Below are 23,457 nucleotides of genomic sequence, written 5' to 3' on the forward strand. Positions count from 1 at the left end.
GCGTCGCAAGACAACAGTGGAGCTAGTAGATGGCAACTATCAACCAGCTGGTACGTCAGCCGCGTAAGCGTATCGTCGAGAAATCCGACGTACCTGCGCTGCAGAACTGCCCGCAACGTCGTGGCGTGTGCACCCGTGTGTACACCACCACGCCGAAAAAACCTAACTCGGCACTGCGTAAAGTATGCCGTGTGCGCCTGACCAACGGTTTCGAAGTTTCTTCGTACATCGGTGGTGAAGGTCACAACCTGCAAGAGCACAGCGTGGTACTGATCCGCGGCGGTCGTGTAAAAGACCTGCCAGGTGTTCGTTACCACACCGTTCGCGGTTCTTTGGATACTTCCGGCGTTAAAGGTCGTAACCAGGGTCGTTCGAAGTACGGTACCAAGCGTCCGAAGTAATCGGCCGTTTTGCAGATTTTCATTTTATTGAGTCGATAAGAGTAAGGTCGGGCACGCATCCATTGGATCTGTCCCGAGCTAACCTGAAGACCGCTTGAGGGCTTATCATGCCAAGACGTCGCGTAGCAGCAAAGCGTGAGATTCTGGACGATCCGAAATACGGAAGCCAGATCCTCGCCAAATTCATGAACCACGTTATGGAAAGCGGCAAGAAAGCCGTTGCCGAGCGTATCGTTTATGGTGCCCTGGAAACCGTTGCGACCCGTAAGGCTGGCACCGATCCCCTGGAACTCTTCGAAAAAGCACTCGACGCCATCGCTCCGCTGGTCGAAGTGAAGTCGCGCCGCGTTGGTGGTGCTACTTACCAGGTTCCGGTCGAGGTTCGTCCTTCCCGTCGTAACGCTCTGGCAATGCGCTGGTTGGTAGACTTCGCCCGTAAGCGTGGCGAGAAGTCTATGGCTCTGCGTTTGGCTGGCGAACTGCTGGATGCTGCTGAAGGTAAAGGTGCTGCTGTTAAGAAGCGTGAAGACGTGCACCGTATGGCTGAAGCCAACAAAGCTTTCTCGCACTACCGCTTCTAATTTTAGCTTCACTAATTTTGCGAGGGCTTTATGGCTCGTACTACTCCGATTAGTCGCTACCGTAACATCGGTATCGTCGCTCACGTGGATGCTGGTAAAACCACCACCACCGAGCGCGTCCTTTTTTACACCGGCAAAAGTCACAAAATGGGCGAGGTGCATGATGGCGCCGCGACCACAGACTGGATGGTGCAGGAGCAGGAGCGTGGTATTACCATTACTTCTGCTGCCATCACCGCCTTCTGGAAAGGTTCCGAGAAGCAGTACAAAGACGAGCACCGCTTCAACGTAATCGATACCCCGGGCCACGTAGACTTCACCATTGAAGTTGAACGTTCCCTGCGCGTACTCGACGGCGCTGTTGTTGTGTTCTGCGGTACTTCGGGTGTTGAGCCTCAGTCGGAAACCGTATGGCGTCAAGCCAACAAATACGGCGTTCCACGTCTTGTTTACGTAAACAAGATGGACCGTGCTGGTGCCAACTTCCTGCGCGTGATCGGTCAGATCAAGCAGCGTCTGGGTCACACTCCGGTGCCGATCCAGTTGGCTATCGGTTCCGAAGACAACTTCCAGGGTCAGATCGATCTGTTGACCATGGAAGCTGTTTACTGGAACGACGCTGACAAGGGCATGGTTCCTGTTCGCAAGCCTATTCCTGCAGAGCTGCAAGAATTGGCTGACGAGTGGCGCAACAACATGGTTGAGGCTGCTGCCGAAGCCAGCGAAGAGCTGATGAACAAGTACCTCGAAGGTGAAGAACTCACCAACGTGGAAATCAAGGCCGCTCTGCGTCAGCGTACTATCGCTGGTGAGATCGTCTTGGCTGTTTGCGGTTCCTCGTTCAAGAACAAGGGCGTTCCCCTGGTTCTCGATGCTGTGATCGACTACCTGCCGGCACCAGTGGATATTCCTGCCATCAAGGGTACTGACCCTGATGACGAGACTATCGAGCTGGAGCGTCATGCAGACGACGCAGAACCGTTCTCCGCTCTGGCATTTAAAATTGCCACTGACCCATTCGTGGGTACCTTGACCTTCGTCCGCGTTTACTCGGGCGTGTTGAACTCCGGCGACGGCGTGATCAACTCGGTTAAAGGCAAGAAAGAGCGCGTGGGTCGTATGGTGCAAATGCACGCAAACGCCCGTGAAGAGATCAAGGAAGTACGCGCTGGCGACATCGCGGCCCTGATCGGCATGAAGGACGTCACCACTGGTGAAACCCTCTGCAACGCTGACAAGCCAATCATCCTGGTTCGCATGGACTTCCCGGAGCCGGTTATTTCGGTTGCCGTAGAGCCTAAGACCAAGGATGACCAGGAAAAAATGGGTATCGCTCTGGGCAAACTTGCTCAGGAAGACCCGTCTTTCCGCGTTAAAACTGATGAAGAGACTGGTCAAACGATCATCTCCGGCATGGGCGAGCTGCACCTGGACATCCTGGTTGACCGGATGCGCCGTGAGTTCAACGTCGAAGCCAACATCGGCAAGCCTCAGGTTTCGTATCGTGAGCGCATCACGAAGAACTGTGAAATCGAAGGCAAGTTCGTTCGTCAATCCGGTGGTCGTGGTCAGTTCGGCCACTGCTGGATCCGTTTTGCTCCTGCTGACGAAGGTCAGGAAGGTCTGCAATTCGTGAACGAAGTTGTAGGTGGTGTGGTTCCTAAGGAATACATCCCGGCTATCCAGAAGGGTATCGAAGAGCAGATGAAGAACGGCGTTGTTGCCGGCTATCCGCTGATCGGCCTGAAGGCTACCGTGTTCGATGGTTCTTACCACGACGTCGACTCCAACGAGATGGCGTTTAAAGTGGCTGCCTCCATGGCGACCAAGCAACTGGCCCAGAAGGGCGGTGGTGAGTTGCTTGAGCCGATCATGGCTGTAGAGGTTGTTACGCCTGAAGACTATATGGGTGATGTGATGGGCGACCTTAACCGTCGTCGCGGCATGATCCAGGGTATGGAAGACACAGTGTCCGGCAAGGTTATCCGTGCCGAGGTTCCACTGGGTGAGATGTTCGGTTATGCGACCGACGTTCGTTCCATGTCCCAGGGTCGCGCAAGCTACTCTATGGAATTCAAAAAATACGATACGGCTCCGTCGCACATCGTCGAATCCGTAACCAAAAAACAAGGCTGATTCAGCCCCTTTAGGCTAGGAGTTAATTGTCGTGGCTAAAGAAAAATTTGATCGTTCCCTACCGCACGTCAACGTTGGCACCATCGGTCACGTTGACCACGGTAAAACCACTCTGACTGCTGCTCTGACTCGCGTTTGCTCCGAAGTTTTCGGTTCCGCAATCGTTGACTTCGACAAGATCGACAGCGCACCAGAAGAGAAAGCTCGCGGTATCACCATCAACACCGCACACGTTGAGTACAACTCGAAGATCCGTCACTACGCTCACGTTGACTGCCCAGGTCACGCTGACTATGTGAAGAACATGATCACCGGTGCTGCTCAAATGGACGGCGCTATTCTGGTTTGCTCGGCCGCTGATGGTCCGATGCCACAAACCCGTGAGCACATCCTGCTGTCCCGTCAGGTAGGCGTTCCGTACATCGTGGTTTTCCTGAACAAGGCTGACCTGGTAGACGACGCTGAGCTGCTGGAACTGGTTGAGATGGAAGTTCGCGACCTGCTGTCGACTTACGACTTCCCGGGCGATGACACTCCAATCATCATCGGTTCGGCTCGTATGGCGCTGGAAGGCAAAGACGACAACGAGATGGGCACCACTGCCGTCAAGAAACTGGTTGAGACTCTGGACAGCTACATCCCAGAACCAGTTCGTGTGACTGACAAGCCGTTCCTGATGCCAATCGAAGACGTATTCTCGATCTCCGGTCGCGGTACTGTTGTAACTGGTCGTATCGAGCGCGGTATCGTTCGCGTTCAAGATCCGCTGGAAATCGTTGGTCTGCGTGACACCACCGTGACTACTTGCACCGGTGTTGAAATGTTCCGCAAGCTGCTCGACGAAGGTCGTGCTGGCGAGAACTGCGGCGTTCTGCTGCGTGGCACCAAGCGTGACGACGTTGAGCGTGGTCAGGTTCTGGTTAAGCCGGGTTCGGTTAAGCCGCACACCACTTTCACCGCAGAAGTTTACGTTCTGAGCAAGGAAGAAGGCGGTCGTCACACTCCGTTCTTCAAAGGCTACCGTCCACAGTTCTACTTCCGTACTACTGACGTGACTGGTAACTGCGAGCTGCCAGAAGGCGTTGAAATGGTAATGCCAGGTGACAACATTCAGATGACTGTTACCCTGATCAAAACCATCGCAATGGAAGACGGTCTGCGTTTCGCTATCCGTGAAGGCGGTCGTACCGTCGGCGCTGGCGTCGTAGCCAAAATCATCGCGTAATTCTCTTTTATAGAGATTGCTTGATGCTTTGAAAAAGCCCCCGCTCAGCGGGGGCTTTTTTTATTGGGTTGACACCTATATGGGGCGTCTATAGAATTGCGCCTCCTTTTAACGGGCGTATTGCGCTCGGTGGGAATAGCAGCCGGAGTCTGAAATCCAATGCAAAATCAGCAAATCCGTATCAGGTTGAAGGCTTTCGACCATCGCCTGATCGACCAATCAACCCAGGAAATCGTGGAAACCGCGAAACGTACTGGTGCTCAAGTGCGTGGTCCAATTCCACTGCCTACCCGTAAAGAGCGGTTCACCGTTCTGGTTTCTCCGCACGTCAACAAAGACGCGCGCGACCAGTACGAAATCCGCACTCATAAGCGCGTTTTGGACATCGTCCAGCCAACGGATAAAACCGTTGATGCTCTTATGAAGCTTGATCTTGCGGCCGGTGTGGAAGTGCAGATCAGCCTCGGCTAAGACTCGGTCTTAGTCGTGTAACGCTCTGAAATGGGCGGCCATAGCGGGTGAAAGCCCCGTACACTCATGAGGTTTACAACATGACTATTGGTGTAGTCGGTCGTAAATGCGGTATGACCCGTATTTTCACCGAAGAAGGTGTCTCCATTCCGGTCACGGTCATTGAGATCGAACCGAATCGCGTCACCCAGTTCAAAACTGAAGAGACCGATGGCTATCGTGCAGTGCAAGTCACTGTCGGCGAGCGTCGTGCTTCGCGTGTAACAGCAGCTCAGGCTGGCCACTTCGCTAAGGCGAACGTTGCCGCTGGTCGCACCACCATGGAATTCCGTCTTGAAGAAGGCGAGTACCAGGCTGGCGATCTGATCAACGCTGAAATCTTCGCCGCTGGTCAACTGGTTGATGTAACCGGTCAGTCCAAGGGTAAAGGCTTCCAGGGTACGATCAAGCGTTGGAATTTCCGCGGGCAAGATAACACCCACGGTAACTCCGTATCCCACCGCGTCCCAGGCTCTATCGGCCAGTGCCAGACTCCTGGTCGTGTATTCAAGGGCAAAAAAATGTCCGGTCATATGGGCGCTGAGCGCGTGACCGTGCAGTCCCTGGAAGTAGTGCGCGTGGACGCTGAACGCAATCTGTTGTTGGTCAAGGGTGCTGTTCCTGGCGCTACTGGCGGCAACCTGGTTGTACGTCCAGCAGCCAAGGCTCGCGGTTAAGGGGAAGCTGACATGCAATTAAATGTAAATGACGCTCAAGCGATCGAAGTTTCCGAACTGACATTTGGCGGCGAATTCAACGAGACGCTGGTTCACCAAGCAGTCGTGGCCTACATGGCCGGCGGCCGTCAAGGTACCAAGCAGCAAAAGACCCGTTCCGACGTTCGTGGTGGCGGTAAGCGCCCATGGCGTCAGAAAGGTACTGGCCGTGCTCGTGCCGGTACTATCCGTAGCCCAATCTGGCGTGGCGGCGGTACCACTTTTGCAGCACGTCCACAGGATCACTCCCAGAAGCTGAACAAGAAGATGTATCGCGCAGCAATGCGTTCCATCCTTGCTGAGCTGGTGCGTACTGATCGTCTGGTCGTGGTTCAGGATTTCGCTGTTGAAACTCCGAAAACCAAAGATCTGCTGGGCAAGCTGAACAACATGAGCCTGACCGACGTTTTGATCGTGTCGGACGCTGTTGATCAGAACCTGTACCTGGCTGCTCGTAACCTGCCGCACGTAGATGTACGTGACGTTCAAGGTTCCGATCCAGTTAGTCTGATCGCATACGACAAGGTGTTGATCACCGTGTCGGCCGTGAAGAAATTCGAGGAGCTGCTGGGATGAACCAGGAACGCGTATTTAAAGTTCTGCTTGGCCCGCACGTTTCCGAGAAGGCTACGGTTCTGGCAGACAAGAAAGGCCAGTTCGTTTTCAAGGTTGCTACTGACGCAACCAAGCTGGAAATCAAGAAGGCCGTCGAAAGCCTGTTCAGCGTGAAAGTTGAGCGTGTTACTACCCTGAACGTTCTGGGTAAGAGCAAGCGCACAGCTCGCGGTCTGGGCAAGCGTAATGACTGGAAGAAGGCAGTTATCTCCCTTCAGCCAGGCCAAGATCTCGATTTCAGCAGCAGTGCTGAGTAAGGAAGGGGTGCATCATGGCAATCGTTAAATGCAAACCGACTTCCCCTGGCCGCCGTTTTGTGGTCAAGGTGGTCAACCAGGAGCTGCATAAAGGCGCTCCTCACGCACCGCTGCTCGAGAAAAAATCGAAGACTGGTGGTCGTAACAACAATGGCCGTATTACCACGCGTCACATCGGTGGTGGTCATAAGCAGCATTATCGTATGGTCGATTTCCGTCGCAACGACAAAGATGGCATCGTCGCCACTGTCGAGCGTATTGAATACGATCCAAACCGTACTGCTCACATCGCACTGCTCTGCTACGCAGACGGCGAGCGTCGCTACATCATCGCCCCTAAAGGCGTGAGTGCTGGCGACCAGCTGATCGCAGGCGCTCTGGCTCCAATCAAGCCAGGTAACGCTCTGCAACTGCGCAACATTCCAGTGGGTTCTACTGTACACGGCATCGAACTGAAGCCAGGTAAAGGCGCACAGATCGCTCGTTCCGCTGGTGCTTCGGCTCAGCTGATCGCTCGTGAAGGTGTGTACGTGACCCTGCGTCTGCGTTCCGGTGAAATGCGTAAAGTCCTGGCTGAATGCCGTGCGACCCTGGGCGAAGTCTCGAACTCCGAGCACAGCCTGCGTTCGCTGGGTAAAGCTGGTGCCAAACGCTGGCGTGGCGTTCGCCCAACCGTTCGTGGTGTTGCCATGAACCCGGTTGACCACCCACATGGTGGTGGTGAAGGTCGTACCTCTGGTGGTCGTCATCCGGTATCGCCATGGGGCTTCCCGACTAAGGGCGCGAAGACTCGTGGTAATAAGCGTACCGACAAAATGATCGTCCGTCGTCGCAAGTAAATAGAGGGATACGACAGTGCCACGTTCTCTGAAAAAAGGTCCTTTTATTGATCTTCACCTACTGAAGAAGATCGAAGTGGCGGCGGAAAAGAACGATCGCAAACCAATTAAGACTTGGTCGCGTCGTTCGATGATCCTGCCACAGATGGTCGGTTTGACCATCGCCGTACATAACGGTCGTCAGCACGTCCCAGTTCTCGTGAACGAAGACATGGTCGGCCATAAACTGGGCGAGTTCGCCGGTACCCGCACTTATCGTGGGCACGTGGCTGACAAGAAAGCCAAGCGTTAAGGGGTTAGGAAATGGAAGTAGCCGCTAAGTTGTCGGGCGCTCGAATCTCCGCCCAGAAAGCCCGCTTGGTCGCCGACCAGATCCGCGGGAAGAAGGTGGGCGAAGCGCTCAACTTGTTGGCTTTCAGCAGTAAGAAAGCCGCCGAGATCATGAAGAAAGTGCTGGAGTCGGCCGTAGCCAACGCCGAGCATAACGAAGGCGCAGACGTTGATGACCTGAAGGTCAGCACCGTTTTCGTCAACGAAGGGCGTTCGCTGAAGCGCATCATGCCACGTGCCAAAGGCCGTGCTGATCGCATCGTCAAGCGGTCTTGCCATATCACTGTCAAGGTTGCTGACAAGTAACGGAGTCGAAGAGATGGGTCAGAAAGTACATCCCATTGGCATTCGCCTGGGAATCGTCAAGGAGCACACCTCCGTCTGGTACGCAGACGGTCGGACTTATGCGGACTACTTGTTCGCAGATCTGAAAGTGCGTGAGTATCTCCAAGACAAACTAAAAAGCGCGTCCGTAAGCCGTATCGATATCCATCGTCCGGCCCAAACTGCACGTATCACCATCCACACCGCTCGTCCAGGTATCGTTATCGGGAAGAAGGGTGAAGATGTTGAGAAACTGCGTCAGGACCTGACCAAGCAAATGGGTGTGCCTGTGCACATCAATATCGAAGAGATCCGCAAGCCGGAACTCGACGGTATGCTGGTTGCGCAGAGCGTAGCTCAGCAGCTGGAGCGTCGTGTAATGTTCCGTCGCGCTATGAAGCGCGCAGTACAGAACGCCATGCGCATTGGTGCCAAAGGCATCAAAATCCAAGTGAGCGGTCGTCTCGGCGGTGCTGAAATCGCACGTACTGAATGGTATCGCGAAGGTCGTGTGCCATTGCACACCCTGCGTGCCGACATCGACTATGCCAACTACGAAGCTCACACCACTTATGGTGTGATCGGTGTAAAGGTTTGGATCTTCAAAGGCGAAGTAATTGGTGGTCGCCAAGAAGAGCTGAAACCACAAGCACCAGCGCCTCGTAAAAAAGCTGCTAAGTAAGGGGTACGCCAAATGTTGCAACCTAAGCGTACGAAGTTCCGCAAGCAGATGACAGGCCACAACCGTGGTCTGGCTCAGCGCGGTAGCAAAGTCAGCTTCGGCGAGTTCGCGCTGAAGTCTGTAGCTCGTGGTCGTCTCACCGCTCGTCAGATCGAGTCAGCGCGTCGTGCACTGACCCGTCACGTTAAACGTGGCGGCAAGATCTGGATCCGTGTATTCCCGGACAAGCCTATTTCCAAAAAGCCCCTCGAAGTTCGTATGGGTAAAGGTAAGGGTAGTGTGGAGTACTGGGTTGCCCAGATTCAGCCAGGCAAAGTCCTGTATGAAATCGAGGGTGTTTCTGAAGAGCTGGCGCGTGAGGCTTTTGCCCTGGCTGCTGCAAAGCTGCCGCTCGCCACCGCCTTTGTTAAACGGACGGTGATGTGATGAAAGCGAATGAACTTCGTGAAAAATCCGCACAGCAGCTGAATGAGCAACTGCTCGGCTTGCTGCGCGACCAGTTCAATCTGCGTATGCAGAAAGCAACTGGCCAGTTGGGGCAGTCGCATCTGCTCTCGCAAGTTAAGCGTGACATCGCTCGCGTGAAGACTGTGCTCAACCAGCAGGCAGGTAAGTAATCATGGCTGAAGCCGAAAAAACTGTCCGTACGCTGACTGGCCGTGTTGTCAGCGACAAGATGGACAAAACCATCACCGTACTGATCGAGCGTCGCGTTAAGCACCCGATCTACGGTAAATACGTTAAGCGTTCGACTAAGCTGCACGCGCACGACGAAACCAATCAGTGCCACATCGGCGACAAAGTCACTATTCGTGAAACTCGTCCTTTGGCCAAGACCAAGTCTTGGGCGCTGGTTGATGTTCTCGAACGCGCTGTGGAAGTCTAAGGACTAGGGGTCGGAGAAATTATATGATTCAGACTCAATCCATGCTCGATGTGGCCGATAACAGCGGCGCTCGCCGTGTTATGTGCATCAAGGTGCTGGGTGGCTCCCATCGTCGTTACGCTGGTATCGGTGACATCATCAAAGTTACCGTGAAGGAAGCAATTCCTCGCGGTAAAGTGAAAAAAGGCCAAGTGATGACTGCTGTTGTAGTCCGCACTCGTCACGGCGTACGTCGTGCTGATGGCTCCATTATCCGCTTTGATGGCAACGCTGCTGTTCTTCTGAACAACAAGCAAGAGCCGATCGGCACCCGTATCTTTGGGCCAGTGACCCGTGAACTTCGTACTGAGAAGTTCATGAAGATCGTCTCGCTCGCCCCAGAAGTGCTGTAAGGAGATCCGACATGCAAAAGATTCGTCGTGACGACGAGATCATCGTGATCGCCGGCAAAGACAAAGGTAAGCGCGGTAAGGTGCTTAAGGTTCTCGCTAATAACCGTCTGGTTATCAGCGGTCTGAACCTGGTTAAGCGTCATACCAAGCCTAACCCGATGTCGGGCGTGCAAGGCGGTATCGTCGAAAAAGAAGCTCCACTGGATGCTTCTAACGTCGCCATTTTCAACGGCGAAACCAACAAGGCTGACCGCGTTGGTTTCAAAGTAGAAGACGGCAAGAAAATTCGTGTCTTCAAGTCGACCCAAAAAGCGGTTGATGCTTGAACACTGCTAGGTAGAAGACCATGGCACGACTAAAAGAGATTTACTGGAAGGAAATCGCACCGAAGCTTAAGGAAGAACTTAAGCTTTCGAACGTGATGGAAGTTCCACGCGTTACAAAGATCACCCTGAACATGGGTCTGGGCGAAGCTGTTGGTGACAAGAAAGTCATCGAGCATGCTGTTGCTGACCTGGAAAAGATCACCGGCCAAAAAGTCGTTGTGACCTACGCTCGTAAATCCATCGCTGGCTTTAAAGTCCGTGAAGGATGGCCGATCGGCGTCAAAGTGACTCTGCGCCGTGAGCGTATGTACGAGTTCCTGGATCGTCTGCTGTCGATCTCCCTGCCTCGGGTTCGCGACTTCCGCGGCCTGAATGCCAAGTCCTTCGATGGTCGTGGTAACTACAGCATGGGCGTGAAAGAGCAGATCATTTTCCCGGAAATCGACTACGACAAGATCGATGCTCTCCGCGGTCTGGACATTACCCTGACCACCACTGCCAAGAACGATGATGAAGGCCGCGCTCTGCTGCGTGCTTTCAAATTCCCGTTCCGCAACTGATTGGAGTAGGAAAATGGCCAAGAAGAGCATGAAAAACCGTGAGCTGAAGCGTCAGCTCACTGTTGCCAAGTACGCCACCAAGCGTGCAGCGCTGAAAGCTATCATCGTTGATCTGAACGCAAGTCCAGAAGCACGTTGGGAAGCTACCGTAGCTCTGCAGAAGCAACCACGTGACGCAAGCGCTTCGCGCATGCGTAACCGTTGCCGCCTGACTGGTCGTCCGCACGGCGTTTACCGCAAGTTCGGCCTTGGCCGTAACAAGCTGCGTGAAGCTGCAATGCGTGGTGACGTACCAGGTCTGGTTAAAGCCAGCTGGTAATTGCTGTCAAAGTCTCGATGTTCAGGTTCACAAGAACCTGACCATCGGTGGCCTTGAATCTGAATCAAGCCCCTTTTGGGGCTTGATTCATTTCTGGGGTGTGTCTAGAATGACCGGCTCGCCTGAGCCCGTGTTTTTCATGCCCGGAAGTTCTCGGCGACAAGTAGTAGCCGCAAGGCTAATTTTTCTGTATTAGGAGCGTCTAGCCCATGAGTATGCAGGACCCGTTAGCGGACATGCTAACTCGAATCCGTAATGCCCAGATGGCTGAAAAGTCTGTCGTAAGCATGCCGTCTTCCACGTTGAAGGTGGCTGTAGCAAAAGTCCTGAAGGACGAAGGTTACATCGCGGATTTTCAGATCACCACCGACGCTAAGCCGTCGTTGTCCATCGAGCTGAAGTACTTCGAAGGCCGTCCGGTTATCGAAGAAGTGAAGCGCGTTAGTCGTCCAGGCCTGCGTCAGTACAAGTCCGTTGAAGATCTGCCGAAAGTTCGTGGCGGTCTTGGCGTGTCTATCGTCTCCACCAACAAAGGTGTGATGACGGATCGTGCTGCGCGCGCTGCCGGTGTCGGCGGCGAAGTTCTTTGCACTGTGTTCTAAGGGGGGATAAGCATGTCTCGCGTCGCTAAGAACCCCGTTAAGCTGCCAGCCGGTGTCGAAGTAAAATTCGCAGGCCAACAGCTTTCGGTGAAGGGTGCCAAGGGCACTCTCGAACTGAACATCCATTCGTCCGTTGAGATTGTTGAAGAAGCTGGTGAGCTGCGTTTCGCTGCTCGCAATGGCGATCAACAAACTCGCGCAATGGCCGGTACCACGCGTGCGTTGGTAAACAACATGGTCCAAGGCGTAAGCCAAGGCTTCGAGCGTAAGCTCCAGCTGGTCGGTGTTGGTTACAAAGCGCAAGCAAAAGGCACGGTTCTGAACCTTGCCCTTGGCTTCTCGCACCCAGTGGATTACGAACTGCCGGAAGGCATCACCGCTGAGACTCCTAGCCAGACCGATATCCTGATCAAGGGCATCGATAAGCAGCTGGTAGGTCAAGTGGCCGCTGAGATCCGCGACTTCCGTCCACCAGAGCCGTACAAAGGCAAAGGTGTGCGCTACGCGGACGAAGTCGTCCGTCGTAAAGAAGCCAAGAAGAAGTAGGGCATAGCAAATGACCGACAAAAAAGTTACTCGACTGCGTCGCGCTCGCAAAGCACGCCTGAAAATGCACGAACTAGAAGTCGTGCGTCTCTGCGTGTTCCGCTCGTCGCAGCACATCTACGCCCAGGTCATCTCGGCCGACGGCAACAAAGTCCTGGCATCTGCCTCGACTTTGGATAAAGAACTGCGTGATGGCGCCACTGGCAACATCGACGCGGCCACAAAGGTTGGCCAGCTGGTCGCTACGCGTGCTAAGGCCGCTGGCGTCTCGCAAGTGGCTTTCGACCGCTCTGGCTTCAAGTACCACGGCCGCGTTAAAGCGCTGGCTGATGCTGCTCGTGAAGCTGGGCTGGAGTTCTAAGTTATGTCAAATAACGACCAAAAGCGCGACGAAGGCTACATTGAGAAGCTGGTTCAAGTTAACCGCGTAGCCAAAACCGTTAAAGGCGGCCGTATCTTCACTTTCACCGCGTTGACCGTGGTTGGTGATGGTAAAGGGCGTGTTGGCTTCGGCCGTGGCAAGTCACGTGAAGTGCCTGCTGCGATCCAGAAGGCAATGGAAGCTGCTCGCCGCAACATGATCCAAGTTGACCTGAACGGCACCACTCTGCAGTACGCAATGAAGTCCGGTCACGGCGCTTCGAAGGTGTACATGCAGCCTGCTTCTGAAGGTACCGGTATCATCGCTGGCGGCGCTATGCGTGCTGTCCTCGAGGTTGCTGGCGTTCAGAACGTTCTGGCCAAGTGCTACGGCTCGACTAACCCGGTAAACGTGGTTCACGCCACTTTCAAAGGTTTGAAAGCTATGCAATCTCCTGAATCCATTGCCGCCAAGCGTGGCAAAAGCGTCAAGGAGATCTTCTGATCATGGCTACCGTTAAAGTAACGCTGATCAAAAGCATGACCGGCCGCATCCCTAACCACAAACTGTGCGTTAAGGGTCTGGGTCTGCGTCGCATCGGTCACACTGTAGAAGTCCAGGATACTCCCGAGAATCGCGGGATGATCAACAAGGCTTACTACATGCTGCGTGTCGAGGGTTAATCGATGAAACTCAATGATCTGAGTCCAGCGCCGGGTTCCCGTCGCGAAAAGCATCGTCCGGGCCGTGGTATCGGTAGCGGTTTGGGTAAGACTGGTGGCCGTGGCCACAAAGGTCAAACCTCCCGCTCCGGTGGCACTATTGCTCCAGGCTTTGAAGGCGGTCAACAGCCGCTGCATCGTCGTCTGCCGAAGTTCGGTTTCGTTTCCCTGAAGGCCATGGATCGCGCAGAAGTGCGTTTGTCCGAGCTGGCTAAAGTGGAAGGCGACATCGTTACCGTGCAGTCCCTGAAAGATGCCAACGTGATCAACGTCAACGTACAGCGTGTGAAAATCATGCTGTCCGGTGAAGTGACTCGCGCTGTCACTATCGGCAAGGGAATCGGCGCCACCAAAGGTGCGCGTTCGGCTATCGAAGCAGCTGGCGGCAAGTTCGAGGAATAAATGGCTAAGCAAGGTGCTCTCTCTGCGCTCGGCAAAGGCGGTATGTCTGAACTCTGGGCTCGTCTGCGTTTTCTGTTCCTGGCGATTATCGTCTACCGAATAGGCGCACACATCCCGGTTCCAGGTATTAACCCGGACCGACTCGCAGACCTGTTTCGACAGAATGAGGGGACCATTCTTAGCTTGTTCAACATGTTCTCCGGCGGCGCGCTGGAACGGATGAGCATCTTTGCACTGGGGATCATGCCGTACATTTCGGCATCGATCATCATGCAACTGATGACCGCCGTCAGCCCGCAGCTGGAGCAGTTGAAGAAGGAAGGTGAAGCTGGCCGTCGCAAGATCAGCCAGTACACCCGCTACGGCACCGTCGTCCTCGCTCTGGTTCAGGCTATTGGCATGTCCATAGGTCTGGCGGGGCAGGGCGTTGCGTTCACTGGTGACTTTGGCTTCCATTTCGTCGCGGTATCCACGTTTGTGGCTGGTGCGATGTTCATGATGTGGCTGGGTGAGCAGATTACTGAGCGCGGTGTAGGTAACGGTATCTCGATGTTGATTTTTTCGGGTATCGTCGCCGGTCTTCCGAGAGCAATCGGGCAGTCTTTCGAGTCTGCACGTCAGGGTGATATCAACATCTTCGCCCTGGTTGCCATCGGTTTGCTGGCAGTAGCGATTATCGGTTTCGTGGTGTTCATTGAGCGTGGTCAGCGTCGTATTGCTGTTCACTACGCCAAGCGTCAGCAGGGCCGCAAGGTTTTTGCTGCGCAGACAAGCCACTTGCCGCTGAAAGTGAACATGGCTGGTGTTATTCCAGCTATTTTCGCGAGCAGCATTTTGCTGTTCCCGGCTTCGTTGGGTGCCTGGTTTGGTCAGTCTGAAGGTATGGGCTGGTTGCAGGACATCTCGCAGTCGATCGCTCCTGGTCAGCCGTTGAATATTCTGCTGTTTAGTGCAGGGATTATTTTCTTCTGCTTCTTCTATACGGCGTTGATGTTCAATCCGAAAGACGTAGCGGAAAACCTGAAGAAGTCCGGTGCCTTTATTCCGGGCATCCGTCCAGGTGAGCAGTCTGCGCGCTACATTGATGGCGTTCTGACTCGCTTGACCATGTTCGGTGCTCTTTACATGACGGCCGTGTGCCTGCTTCCCCAGTTCCTGGTGGTCGCAGCAAACGTACCGTTCTACCTTGGCGGGACCTCGTTGCTGATCGTGGTCGTGGTTGTGATGGACTTCATGTCCCAAGTACAATCGCACCTCGTTTCGCACCAGTACGAATCCCTGATGAAGAAAGCCAACCTGAAGGGCTACGGCAGCGGCATGTTGCGCTGAGTACCCCATAAGGTTCGAGGAGTTGGTGATGAAAGTTCGTGCATCGGTGAAAAAGCTGTGCCGTAACTGCAAGATTATTCGCCGCGAAGGTGTTGTTCGAGTAATTTGCAGCGCGGAACCGCGTCACAAACAGCGCCAAGGCTGAGTGTGATCCGCTTGAAGCCCGGCAGCTAGTGCGCTGCCGGGTTGATTATTTGTTATTACAGCGATATTATCTCGCGCCCTATTTCTTGGCTTCCGGGGCGTAGGTAGCTGTCAATTGGAGTCCCACTGAATGGCCCGTATTGCAGGCGTTAACATTCCAGATAACAAGCACACTGTTATCTCGCTGACCTACATCTATGGTGTTGGTCGCACTACTGCGCAGAAAATTTGCGCAGTGACTGGGGTAAACCCAGCCGCAAAGATCAAAGATCTGAGCGATGAGCAGATTGAGCAATTGCGTGGCGAAGTGGCGAAGTTCACCACTGAAGGTGACCTGCGTCGCGAAATCAACATGAAAATCAAGCGTTTGATGGACCTCGGTTGCTACCGTGGTCTGCGTCATCGTCGTGGTCTTCCAGTACGCGGTCAGCGTACCAAGACTAACGCGCGTACCCGTAAAGGTCCGCGTAAGCCGATCCGCAAGTAATCGCCCACGCGAATCGACAGGAAATTAATCATGGCAAAACCTGCTGCTCGTCCTCGTAAAAAAGTTAAAAAGACAGTGGTTGATGGCATCGCCCACATCCATGCTTCTTTTAACAACACAATCGTGACCATCACCGACCGTCAAGGTAACGCGCTTTCTTGGGCTACCTCCGGTGGTTCGGGTTTCCGCGGTTCCCGCAAGTCCACCCCGTTTGCTGCTCAAGTAGCTGCTGAACGTGCTGGTCAAGCTGCGCTGGAATATGGCCTGAAAAACCTCGACGTTAACGTCAAAGGTCCAGGTCCAGGTCGTGAGTCTGCTGTCCGTGCATTGAACGGCTGTGGCTATAAGATCGCCAGCATCACCGACGTGACGCCAATCCCGCACAACGGGTGCCGTCCGCCGAAGAAGCGCCGCGTGTAATCCAGGAGATTGTAAAGAATGGCTCGTTACATTGGTCCAAAATGCAAACTCGCTCGTCGCGAAGGCACCGATCTCTTCCTGAAGAGCGGCGTGCGCGCGATCGAATCGAAGTGCAACATTGAAGCAGCACCTGGTATCCACGGCCAACGCCGCGGTCGCCAGTCCGATTACGGCACCCAACTGCGTGAAAAGCAGAAGGTCCGTCGTATCTACGGCGTTCTCGAGCGTCAATTCAGCGGCTACTACAAAGAAGCTGCTGGCAAGAAAGGTGCAACCGGTGAAAACCTGCTGCAACTGCTCGAATGCCGTCTGGACAACGTTGTATACCGTATGGGCTTTGGTTCGACTCGTGCCGAATCCCGTCAGCTGGTATCGCACAAGTCGATCAGCGTTAACGGTCAGACCGTAAACGTTCCGTCGTATCAGGTTCGTGCTGGTGACGTGGTTGCAGTTCGCGAAAAAGCAAAAAACCAACTTCGCATTGTCCAAGCTCTCGATCTGTGTGCCCAACGTGGCCGCGTAGAATGGGTAGAAGTAGACACTGAGAAGAAGTCGGGCGTTTTCAAGAACGTTCCTGCTCGCAGTGATCTGTCCGCCGACATCAACGAAAGCCTGATTGTCGAGCTCTACTCCAAGTAAGGGCTAGAAAATAGGTGCATCCATGCAGATTTCGGTAAATGAGTTCCTGACACCCCGCCATATTGATGTGCAGGTTGTCAGTCCAACCCGCGCCAAGATCACTCTCGAGCCTCTCGAGCGTGGTTTTGGCCACACCCTGGGCAACGCGCTGCGACGCATCCTGTTGTCCTCAATGCCCGGCTGCGCAGTAGTCGAGGCCGAGATTGACGGTGTACTCCATGAGTACAGCGCCATCGAAGGTGTACAGGAAGACGTAATTGAAATCCTGTTGAACCTTAAAGGTCTGGCTATCAAGCTGCACGGTCGTGACGAAGTTACGCTGACCTTGTCGAAGAAGGGTTCGGGGGTGGTTACCGCTGCCGATATTCAGCTGGATCATGATGTCGAGATCGTTAATCCCGATCACGTAATCGCTAACCTGGCGTCTAACGGCGCCCTGAACATGAAGCTCACCGTAGCTCGTGGTCGTGGTTATGAACCAGCAGACTCGCGTCAGAGCGATGAAGACGAAAGCCGCAGCATCGGTCGCTTGCAGCTTGACTCTTCGTTCAGCCCGGTTCGCCGTATCGCATACGTGGTGGAAAACGCCCGTGTCGAGCAGCGTACTAACCTGGACAAGCTGGTTATTGATCTGGAAACCAACGGTACTCTGGATCCTGAAGAGGCTATTCGCCGCGCTGCAACCATCCTGCAACAGCAGTTGGCTGCGTTCGTCGACCTCAAAGGTGACAGTGAGCCAGTGGTTGTCGAGCAGGAAGACGAGATCGATCCGATCCTGCTTCGCCCGGTTGACGATCTGGAACTGACTGTACGTTCGGCTAACTGCCTTAAGGCGGAAAACATCTACTACATCGGTGACCTGATTCAGCGTACCGAAGTAGAGCTGTTGAAGACTCCGAACCTGGGCAAGAAATCCTTGACTGAAATCAAGGACGTTCTGGCCTCCCGCGGTCTGTCCCTCGGCATGCGCCTCGACAACTGGCCGCCTGCAAGTCTTAAGAAGGACGACAAGGCGACTGCCTGATCGTCGTAATCACCGAACGTAGTGTTTGGTAAGGAATGAACCATGCGTCATCGTAAAAGTGGTCGTCACCTGAGCCGCACCAGCTCGCACCGCAAGGCCATGTTCCAAAACATGGCGGTGTCGCTGTTCGAGCACGAGCTGATCAAAACTACACTGCCGAAAGCCAAAGAACTGCGTCGCGTTGCTGAGCCGCTGATCACTCTGGCCAAGACAGACAGCCTGGCTAACCGCCGTCTGGCATTCGACCGTACTCGTTCGAAAGCCATCGTTGGTAAGCTCTTCAACGACCTGGGCAAGCGTTACGCTACCCGTGAGGGTGGCTACCTGCGCATCCTCAAGTGCGGTTTCCGCACTGGCGACAACGCGCCTATGGCGTACGTCGAGTTGGTTGATCGTGCTACTGCTGGCGAAGCTGTATCCGCCGAGTAAGACGTCAGTCTGAAACAAAGAACCGGGCCTAGTGCCCGGTTTTTTGTGTCTGCAAGAAAAATGCGCTGTTCGTACAAGCTTCTGACACAAGTCAGCTGTCACCATGAACTGGGAATCATAATTAGTAATTATCTATCGATGTGCACGAGTTAATGAATTTGTGGCTCTCACGTCGATGATCAATACTTCCCACCAAGCCGATTAGCCGGCAGTTCCAGGACTGACATAGGAAGAAGACCGTATGAGCCAGATCAAAACGCTTACGACCGCCAGTGGCGCACCTGTCGCTGATAACCAGAATTCTCGCTCCGCCGGCCCACGTGGCCCGCTGCTTCTCGACGATTTCCACCTGCTCGAGAAACTCGCACACTTCAACCGTGAAAATATTCCAGAGCGTCGCGTACACGCCAAAGGCTCGGGCGCTTACGGCACGTTCACTGTCACTCGTGATATCACCGAGTACACCAGCGCCAAACTGTTTGAATCTGTAGGCAAACAAACCCCGACGTTCCTGCGTTTCTCTACCGTGGGTGGCGAACGTGGTTCGGCCGACACCGAGCGAGATCCACGTGGCTTCGCGCTGAAGTTCTATACCGAGGAAGGCAACTGGGACATCGTTGGCAACAACACCCCGGTGTTCTTCATCCGTGATCCGCTGAAATTCCCGGACTTCATTCACACGCAAAAGCGTCTGCCGCAGAGCAACTTGAAAAGCGCGCAGATGATGTGGGACTTCTGGTCGCATTCGCCTGAGGCGCTGCACCAGGTGACCATTCTGTTCTCCGATCGCGGCATTCCTGACGGCTACCGTCACATGCACGGCTTCGGCAGTCACACGTACAGCCTCATCAGCGCGCAAGGCGAGCGTCACTGGGTGAAGTGGCACTACAAGACAAAACAAGGCATCAAGAATCTGGCACCTGCGGATGCTGCCCGTATTGCTGGCACAGATCCGGATTACGCTCAGCGCGATCTGTTCGAAGCGATCGAGCGTGGTGATTTCCCGAAATGGCGCGTGTGCATTCAGATCATGACCGAGGCGCAAGCGGCGGCGCATTACGAGAACCCGTTCGACGTGACCAAAACCTGGTCGCAGAAAGAATTCCCGCTGATCGAAGTGGGCGAGCTGGAACTGAATCGCAACCCGCAGAACTACTTCGCTGAAGTTGAACAAGCCGCGTTCGGCCCAAGCAATATGGTGCCAGGTGTCGGTCTGTCGCCGGATCGCATGCTGCAAGGTCGCGTCTTCGCTTACGCCGATGCGCATCGCTACCGCGTAGGCACCAATCACCAGCAACTGCCGGTGAACGCGCCACGCAGCCCGGTGAATACTTACCAGCGCGACGGTTCGATGGCGTTCGGCAGCAATGGCGGCGCAGCACCGAATTACGAGCCGAACAGCTACATCGAATCGCCGAAACAAGCTCCGCATTACGCCGAGCCTGCGCTGGCTCTGAACGGTGCGGCTGACCGTTACGATCACCGCGAAGACACCGATTACTACAGCCACGCCGGTGCGCTGTTCCGGTTGATGAGCGACGATCAAAGAGCACTGCTGGTCAGCAACATCGCCGGTGCACTGAGTGGTGTTTCTAGTGATGTCGTTGATCGCCAGTTGCAGCATTTCTACAAAGCCGATCCGGCGTATGGAGAAGCAATCGCAAAGCTGCTCAACGTACAGCTTAACGAAGTCTAAACGAGAAGCAGAACCGCCCTCATTTGGGCGGTTTTTGCGTTATTTAGGCTGCTTTTCTCAGAATATCTTCGCTTTTATTGCGCTAAACGGGTGACCTTCCGGTCATGTTGGTTCAAACTACAGACTTTCAAGTAGGGAGATGTAGGGCGATGCAAGGCCACCCAGACGTAATCGATTACCTCAACACGTTGCTGACCGGCGAACTGGCCGCGCGTGATCAATATTTCGTTCATTCGCGGATGTATGAGGACTGGGGGTTCACCAAGCTCTACGAGCGAATCAACCACGAAATGGAAGAAGAAGCGGGTCACGCTGATGCGTTGATGCGCCGCATTCTGATGCTCGAAGGCACACCGCGCATGCGTCCGGATGATCTGGATGTCGGCAGCACTGTGCCGGAGATGCTCGAAGCGGATCTGCGCCTTGAGTACAAAGTTCGTGCCGCGCTGTGCAAAGGCATCGAGCTGTGCGAGCAGCACAAAGACTACGTCAGCCGCGAGATCCTGCGTGTGCAGTTGAACGACACCGAAGAAGATCACACCTACTGGCTGGAAAAGCAGTTGGGCCTGATCAAACTGATCGGTCTCGAGAACTACCTGCAATCGCACACCTCCTGATCGCAGTAGGTACAAAAAAGCCCCTGTCACTGTTGAAGTGACAGGGGCTTTTTCATGCCCGGCGTTTAAGCCCGATCGCGGATCAGCAACGGTTTGAGGTAATGGCCAGTGTGAGACTGTTTCATCTCGGCCACTTGCTCCGGCGTACCCACGGCGATGATCTGCCCACCCTTGGAACCACCCTCTGGCCCGAGATCGACCAGCCAGTCGGCCGTCTTGATCACGTCGAGGTTGTGTTCGATCACCACCACAGTGTTGCCGTGATCGCGCAGGCGGTGCAGCACGTCGAGCAATTGCTGGATATCCGCGAAGTGCAGGCCTGTGGTCGGCTCGTCGAGGATGTACAGAGTTTTGCCGGTGTCACGCTTGGACAGCTCGCGGGACAGCTTGACGCGCTGCGCCTCACCACCAGACAACGTGGTCGCCGACTGCCCGAGCTTGATGTACGACAGGCCGACATCCATCAACGTTTGCAGCTTGCGCGCCAGCGCTGGCACCGCATCGAAGAACACCCGCGCTTCCTCGATGGTCATTTCGAGGGTTTCGTGGATGTTTTTGCCCTTGTATTTGATCTCAAGGGTTTCGCGGTTGTAGCGCTTGCTCTTGCACACGTCGCACGGCACATAGATGTCCGGCAAGAAGTGCATTTCAACCTTGATCAGACCGTCGCCCTGGCACGCCTCGCAGCGACCGCCCTTGACGTTGAACGAGAAACGCCCCGGGCCGTAACCACGGGAGCGCGACTCGGGCACGCCGGCAAACAGTTCGCGGATTGGCGTGAACAGTCCGGTGTACGTCGCCGGGTTGGAGCGCGGCGTACGACCGATCGGGCTTTGGTCGATGTCGACAACTTTATCGAGATGTTCCAGGCCCTTGATGCTGTCATGCGCGGCGGCTTCCAGCGTCGTCGCGCCGTTAAGTGCGGTGGCGCTCAGCGGAAACAGCGTGTTGTTGATCAGCGTCGATTTGCCCGAGCCGGACACGCCAGTCACGCAGGTCAGCAGGCCGATCGGGATTTCCAGATCGACATTGCGCAGGTTGTTACCGCGCGCGCCCTTGAGCGACAGGGTCAGCTTCTTGTTGCGTGGCGTACGTTTGGCCGGCACTTCAATCTTCACCCGGCCCGACAGGTACTTACCGGTCAGGGAATCCGGGTGCGCCATGACTTCGGCCGGCGTACCTTCGGCAACAATCTGCCCTCCGTGCACACCGGCGCCCGGGCCAATATCCACAACATAGTCGGCCAGACGAATCGCATCTTCGTCGTGCTCAACCACGATCACCGTGTTGCCGATGTCACGCAGATGTTTGAGCGTGCCGAGCAGGCGATCGTTGTCGCGTTGGTGCAAACCAATCGACGGTTCATCGAGGATGTACAAAACACCGACGAGGCCGGCACCGATCTGGCTGGCCAGACGGATACGCTGTGCTTCGCCGCCGGACAGGGTGTCGGCGCTGCGATCCAGCGACAGATAGTCCAGACCGACGTTAACGAGGAACTGCAGACGCTCGCGGATTTCCTTGAGAATCTTGTCAGCGATCTCGCCGCGACGCCCGGTCATCTTCAGTTCGCCGAAGTACACGCAGGCATCGCCGATCGGCAGATTGGTCACCGCTGGCAGTGTCTTCTCGCCGACCCACACATGGCGTGCTTCACGCCGTAGACGCGTGCCGCGGCAATCCGGGCAGGACTGGGTGCTGAGGAACTTGGCCAGCTCTTCGCGCACACTCGCCGATTCGGTCTCGCGGTAGCGACGTTCCAGATTCGGCACGATGCCTTCGAACGGGTGTGAACGTTTGACGATGTCGCCACGGTCGTTCAGATACTTGAAGTCGACGTTCTGCGAACCGCTGCCGTGCAGAATCTGTTTCTGCTGTTCGGCGGTCAGTTCGTTGAACGGTTTTTCCAGGCTGAACTTATAGTGCGACGCCAGCGAACCCAGCATCTGGAAGTAATAGACGTTGCGCCGGTCCCAGCCGCGTATCGCGCCTTCGGCCAAGGTCAGCTCGCCGTTGACCAGTCGCTTGATGTCGAAGAACTGCTTCACCCCCAGACCATCGCACGTCGGGCAGGCGCCGGCCGGGTTGTTGAAGGAGAACAGCTTCGGTTCCAGCTCGCTGATCGCGTGGCCGCAGATCGGGCAGGCGAAGCGTGCGGAGAAGATCATCTCTTCGCCTGGCTCGTCGTCCATCGGCGCAACCAGTGCGATGCCGTCTGCCAGTTTCAGCGCGGTTTCGAACGATTCGGCCAGACGCTGTTGCAGATCGGCGCGTACCTTGAAGCGGTCGACGATCACGTCAATCGAGTGCTTCTTCTGTTTATCCAGTTTCGGCAGCTCGTCGAGCTCGCAAATGCGCCCGTTGACGCGCGCGCGGACGAAACCTTGCGCACGCAGCTCTTCGAAAACTGAAAGGTGTTCGCCTTTGCGCTCGCGGATCACCGGCGCCAGCAGCATCAGCTTGCTGCCTTCGGGCTGCGCCAGCACCAGGTCGACCATCTGGCTGACGGTCTGCGCTTCCAGCGGAATATCGTGATCCGGGCAGCGCGGCGTACCCACGCGTGCATAGAGCAGGCGCAGGTAGTCGTAGATTTCGGTGATGGTGCCGACCGTGGATCGCGGGTTATGCGAGGTCGATTTCTGTTCGATGGAAATCGCCGGCGACAGGCCTTCAATGGTGTCGACGTCGGGTTTTTCCATCATCGACAGGAACTGGCGGGCATAGGCCGACAGCGATTCGACATAGCGGCGCTGACCTTCGGCGTACAGTGTGTCGAAAGCCAGGGACGACTTGCCGGATCCGGACAGGCCGGTGATGACGATCAGTTTGTCCCGTGGCAGGGTCAGGTCGATGTTCTTCAGGTTGTGGGTACGGGCCCCACGTATCAGGATCTTGTCCAAAGTGGCCTCGCTCGGCGGGCGTCGAAAGCGTAAGAGTATA

General features: G+C 55.1%; 35 protein-coding genes. 34 read left to right on the plus strand and 1 reads right to left on the minus strand.

Going from position 1 to position 23,457, the window contains the following annotated elements; genetic code table 11:
- Nucleotides 1-29 precede the first annotated feature (29 nt).
- From rpsL to bfr, 34 genes are all read left to right on the plus strand, one after another.
- A complete protein-coding gene (gene rpsL, locus ACP3TY_RS00110; protein WP_003186084.1) occupies nucleotides 30-401 on the plus strand; it encodes a 30S ribosomal protein S12 in 372 nt (123 codons plus the stop codon).
- Nucleotides 402-508: 107 nt separating this feature from the next.
- Nucleotides 509-982 (plus strand): 30S ribosomal protein S7, encoded by a 474-nt coding sequence (gene rpsG, locus ACP3TY_RS00115; RefSeq protein ID WP_007916467.1) that lies wholly within the window; start codon nucleotides 509-511, stop codon nucleotides 980-982.
- A gap of 30 nt (nucleotides 983-1,012) precedes the next feature.
- The gene (gene fusA, locus ACP3TY_RS00120) at nucleotides 1,013-3,118 is read left to right on the plus strand and encodes an elongation factor G (protein ID WP_053124314.1); all 2,106 of its coding nucleotides are present in this window, start codon (nucleotides 1,013-1,015) and stop codon (nucleotides 3,116-3,118) included.
- A 31-nt stretch (nucleotides 3,119-3,149) separates the two neighbouring features.
- Nucleotides 3,150-4,343, plus strand: a complete 1,194-nt coding sequence (gene tuf / locus ACP3TY_RS00125) for an elongation factor Tu (protein ID WP_007918472.1) — start codon at nucleotides 3,150-3,152, stop codon at nucleotides 4,341-4,343.
- 159 nt (nucleotides 4,344-4,502) lie between these two features.
- Complete coding sequence (gene rpsJ / locus ACP3TY_RS00130) at nucleotides 4,503-4,814, plus strand: 30S ribosomal protein S10 (RefSeq protein ID WP_003186070.1); 312 nt, start codon at nucleotides 4,503-4,505, stop codon at nucleotides 4,812-4,814.
- Nucleotides 4,815-4,894: 80 nt separating this feature from the next.
- Nucleotides 4,895-5,530, plus strand: a complete 636-nt coding sequence (gene rplC / locus ACP3TY_RS00135; RefSeq protein ID WP_003228738.1) for a 50S ribosomal protein L3 — start codon at nucleotides 4,895-4,897, stop codon at nucleotides 5,528-5,530.
- 12 nt (nucleotides 5,531-5,542) lie between these two features.
- Nucleotides 5,543-6,145, plus strand: a complete 603-nt coding sequence (gene rplD, locus ACP3TY_RS00140) for a 50S ribosomal protein L4 (RefSeq protein ID WP_007918468.1) — start codon at nucleotides 5,543-5,545, stop codon at nucleotides 6,143-6,145.
- Nucleotides 6,142-6,441, plus strand: a complete 300-nt coding sequence (gene rplW / locus ACP3TY_RS00145; protein ID WP_002555488.1) for a 50S ribosomal protein L23 — start codon at nucleotides 6,142-6,144, stop codon at nucleotides 6,439-6,441. The genes rplD and rplW overlap by 4 nt, the downstream gene beginning before the upstream one ends.
- Before the next feature lie 14 nt (nucleotides 6,442-6,455).
- A complete protein-coding gene (gene rplB / locus ACP3TY_RS00150; protein WP_003228734.1) occupies nucleotides 6,456-7,280 on the plus strand; it encodes a 50S ribosomal protein L2 in 825 nt (274 codons plus the stop codon).
- Nucleotides 7,281-7,296: 16 nt separating this feature from the next.
- Nucleotides 7,297-7,572 (plus strand): 30S ribosomal protein S19, encoded by a 276-nt coding sequence (gene rpsS / locus ACP3TY_RS00155; RefSeq protein ID WP_003228731.1) that lies wholly within the window; start codon nucleotides 7,297-7,299, stop codon nucleotides 7,570-7,572.
- A gap of 11 nt (nucleotides 7,573-7,583) precedes the next feature.
- Nucleotides 7,584-7,916 (plus strand): 50S ribosomal protein L22, encoded by a 333-nt coding sequence (gene rplV, locus ACP3TY_RS00160; protein WP_003103908.1) that lies wholly within the window; start codon nucleotides 7,584-7,586, stop codon nucleotides 7,914-7,916.
- Between the two features lie 13 nt (nucleotides 7,917-7,929).
- Nucleotides 7,930-8,616: a 30S ribosomal protein S3 gene (gene rpsC, locus ACP3TY_RS00165; protein ID WP_003176422.1), complete on the plus strand. Its 687-nt coding sequence runs from the start codon at nucleotides 7,930-7,932 to the stop codon at nucleotides 8,614-8,616.
- Nucleotides 8,617-8,628: 12 nt separating this feature from the next.
- On the plus strand, nucleotides 8,629-9,042 hold the full coding sequence (gene rplP / locus ACP3TY_RS00170; RefSeq protein WP_007896757.1) for a 50S ribosomal protein L16: 414 nt from the start codon (nucleotides 8,629-8,631) through the stop codon (nucleotides 9,040-9,042).
- Nucleotides 9,042-9,233, plus strand: a complete 192-nt coding sequence (rpmC, locus tag ACP3TY_RS00175; RefSeq protein WP_002555481.1) for a 50S ribosomal protein L29 — start codon at nucleotides 9,042-9,044, stop codon at nucleotides 9,231-9,233. The genes rplP and rpmC overlap by 1 nt, the downstream gene beginning before the upstream one ends.
- 2 nt (nucleotides 9,234-9,235) lie before the next feature.
- Nucleotides 9,236-9,502, plus strand: coding sequence for a 30S ribosomal protein S17 (gene rpsQ / locus ACP3TY_RS00180; protein ID WP_003176419.1), 267 nt, complete (start codon nucleotides 9,236-9,238; stop codon nucleotides 9,500-9,502).
- 23 nt (nucleotides 9,503-9,525) lie between these two features.
- Entirely contained in the window at nucleotides 9,526-9,894 is a 369-nt protein-coding gene (gene rplN, locus ACP3TY_RS00185; protein ID WP_002555479.1) for a 50S ribosomal protein L14, read from the plus strand.
- An 11-nt stretch (nucleotides 9,895-9,905) separates the two neighbouring features.
- Nucleotides 9,906-10,220, plus strand: coding sequence for a 50S ribosomal protein L24 (gene rplX / locus ACP3TY_RS00190; RefSeq protein ID WP_008081905.1), 315 nt, complete (start codon nucleotides 9,906-9,908; stop codon nucleotides 10,218-10,220).
- A gap of 20 nt (nucleotides 10,221-10,240) precedes the next feature.
- Entirely contained in the window at nucleotides 10,241-10,780 is a 540-nt protein-coding gene (gene rplE, locus ACP3TY_RS00195; RefSeq protein ID WP_003176415.1) for a 50S ribosomal protein L5, read from the plus strand.
- A gap of 13 nt (nucleotides 10,781-10,793) precedes the next feature.
- On the plus strand, nucleotides 10,794-11,099 hold the full coding sequence (gene rpsN, locus ACP3TY_RS00200) for a 30S ribosomal protein S14 (protein ID WP_003228726.1): 306 nt from the start codon (nucleotides 10,794-10,796) through the stop codon (nucleotides 11,097-11,099).
- Nucleotides 11,100-11,308: 209 nt separating this feature from the next.
- Nucleotides 11,309-11,701, plus strand: coding sequence for a 30S ribosomal protein S8 (gene rpsH, locus ACP3TY_RS00205; RefSeq protein WP_007918458.1), 393 nt, complete (start codon nucleotides 11,309-11,311; stop codon nucleotides 11,699-11,701).
- A 12-nt stretch (nucleotides 11,702-11,713) separates the two neighbouring features.
- Nucleotides 11,714-12,247, plus strand: a complete 534-nt coding sequence (rplF, locus tag ACP3TY_RS00210; RefSeq protein ID WP_003176412.1) for a 50S ribosomal protein L6 — start codon at nucleotides 11,714-11,716, stop codon at nucleotides 12,245-12,247.
- Nucleotides 12,248-12,257: 10 nt separating this feature from the next.
- A complete protein-coding gene (rplR, locus tag ACP3TY_RS00215; protein WP_003186037.1) occupies nucleotides 12,258-12,608 on the plus strand; it encodes a 50S ribosomal protein L18 in 351 nt (116 codons plus the stop codon).
- 3 nt (nucleotides 12,609-12,611) lie between these two features.
- Nucleotides 12,612-13,112: a 30S ribosomal protein S5 gene (rpsE, locus tag ACP3TY_RS00220; protein ID WP_007943782.1), complete on the plus strand. Its 501-nt coding sequence runs from the start codon at nucleotides 12,612-12,614 to the stop codon at nucleotides 13,110-13,112.
- 2 nt (nucleotides 13,113-13,114) lie between these two features.
- Nucleotides 13,115-13,291 (plus strand): 50S ribosomal protein L30, encoded by a 177-nt coding sequence (rpmD, locus tag ACP3TY_RS00225; protein ID WP_003176408.1) that lies wholly within the window; start codon nucleotides 13,115-13,117, stop codon nucleotides 13,289-13,291.
- Between the two features lie 3 nt (nucleotides 13,292-13,294).
- Nucleotides 13,295-13,732: a 50S ribosomal protein L15 gene (gene rplO, locus ACP3TY_RS00230; protein WP_042561340.1), complete on the plus strand. Its 438-nt coding sequence runs from the start codon at nucleotides 13,295-13,297 to the stop codon at nucleotides 13,730-13,732.
- Complete coding sequence (secY, locus tag ACP3TY_RS00235; RefSeq protein ID WP_003228718.1) at nucleotides 13,733-15,061, plus strand: preprotein translocase subunit SecY; 1,329 nt, start codon at nucleotides 13,733-13,735, stop codon at nucleotides 15,059-15,061.
- Between the two features lie 28 nt (nucleotides 15,062-15,089).
- Nucleotides 15,090-15,206, plus strand: coding sequence for a 50S ribosomal protein L36 (gene rpmJ / locus ACP3TY_RS00240; protein ID WP_002555468.1), 117 nt, complete (start codon nucleotides 15,090-15,092; stop codon nucleotides 15,204-15,206).
- 129 nt (nucleotides 15,207-15,335) lie between these two features.
- Complete coding sequence (gene rpsM / locus ACP3TY_RS00245; RefSeq protein ID WP_003186020.1) at nucleotides 15,336-15,692, plus strand: 30S ribosomal protein S13; 357 nt, start codon at nucleotides 15,336-15,338, stop codon at nucleotides 15,690-15,692.
- A gap of 30 nt (nucleotides 15,693-15,722) precedes the next feature.
- Nucleotides 15,723-16,112 carry a 30S ribosomal protein S11 gene (gene rpsK / locus ACP3TY_RS00250; RefSeq protein WP_002555466.1) on the plus strand — a complete coding sequence of 130 codons (390 nt, stop codon included), beginning with the start codon at nucleotides 15,723-15,725 and terminating at the stop codon, nucleotides 16,110-16,112.
- 18 nt (nucleotides 16,113-16,130) lie between these two features.
- Nucleotides 16,131-16,751: a 30S ribosomal protein S4 gene (gene rpsD / locus ACP3TY_RS00255; RefSeq protein ID WP_003176404.1), complete on the plus strand. Its 621-nt coding sequence runs from the start codon at nucleotides 16,131-16,133 to the stop codon at nucleotides 16,749-16,751.
- A gap of 22 nt (nucleotides 16,752-16,773) precedes the next feature.
- Nucleotides 16,774-17,775: a DNA-directed RNA polymerase subunit alpha gene (locus ACP3TY_RS00260; RefSeq protein ID WP_003186012.1), complete on the plus strand. Its 1,002-nt coding sequence runs from the start codon at nucleotides 16,774-16,776 to the stop codon at nucleotides 17,773-17,775.
- 42 nt (nucleotides 17,776-17,817) lie between these two features.
- Nucleotides 17,818-18,204 (plus strand): 50S ribosomal protein L17, encoded by a 387-nt coding sequence (gene rplQ / locus ACP3TY_RS00265; RefSeq protein ID WP_007918448.1) that lies wholly within the window; start codon nucleotides 17,818-17,820, stop codon nucleotides 18,202-18,204.
- Between the two features lie 241 nt (nucleotides 18,205-18,445).
- The gene (locus ACP3TY_RS00270; protein ID WP_159814926.1) at nucleotides 18,446-19,900 is read left to right on the plus strand and encodes a catalase; all 1,455 of its coding nucleotides are present in this window, start codon (nucleotides 18,446-18,448) and stop codon (nucleotides 19,898-19,900) included.
- 149 nt (nucleotides 19,901-20,049) lie between these two features.
- The gene (gene bfr, locus ACP3TY_RS00275) at nucleotides 20,050-20,517 is read left to right on the plus strand and encodes a bacterioferritin (RefSeq protein ID WP_053124309.1); all 468 of its coding nucleotides are present in this window, start codon (nucleotides 20,050-20,052) and stop codon (nucleotides 20,515-20,517) included.
- Between the two features lie 65 nt (nucleotides 20,518-20,582).
- Here the strand turns inward: bfr and uvrA are convergent, their stop codons facing one another.
- Nucleotides 20,583-23,417 (minus strand): excinuclease ABC subunit UvrA, encoded by a 2,835-nt coding sequence (gene uvrA, locus ACP3TY_RS00280; RefSeq protein ID WP_008081903.1) that lies wholly within the window; start codon nucleotides 23,415-23,417, stop codon nucleotides 20,583-20,585.
- Between the last annotated feature and the right edge of the window lie 40 nt (nucleotides 23,418-23,457).

Source organism: Pseudomonas rustica (genome assembly GCF_049959085.1).
Taxonomy (GTDB): Bacteria; Pseudomonadota; Gammaproteobacteria; order Pseudomonadales; family Pseudomonadaceae; genus Aquipseudomonas; species Aquipseudomonas rustica.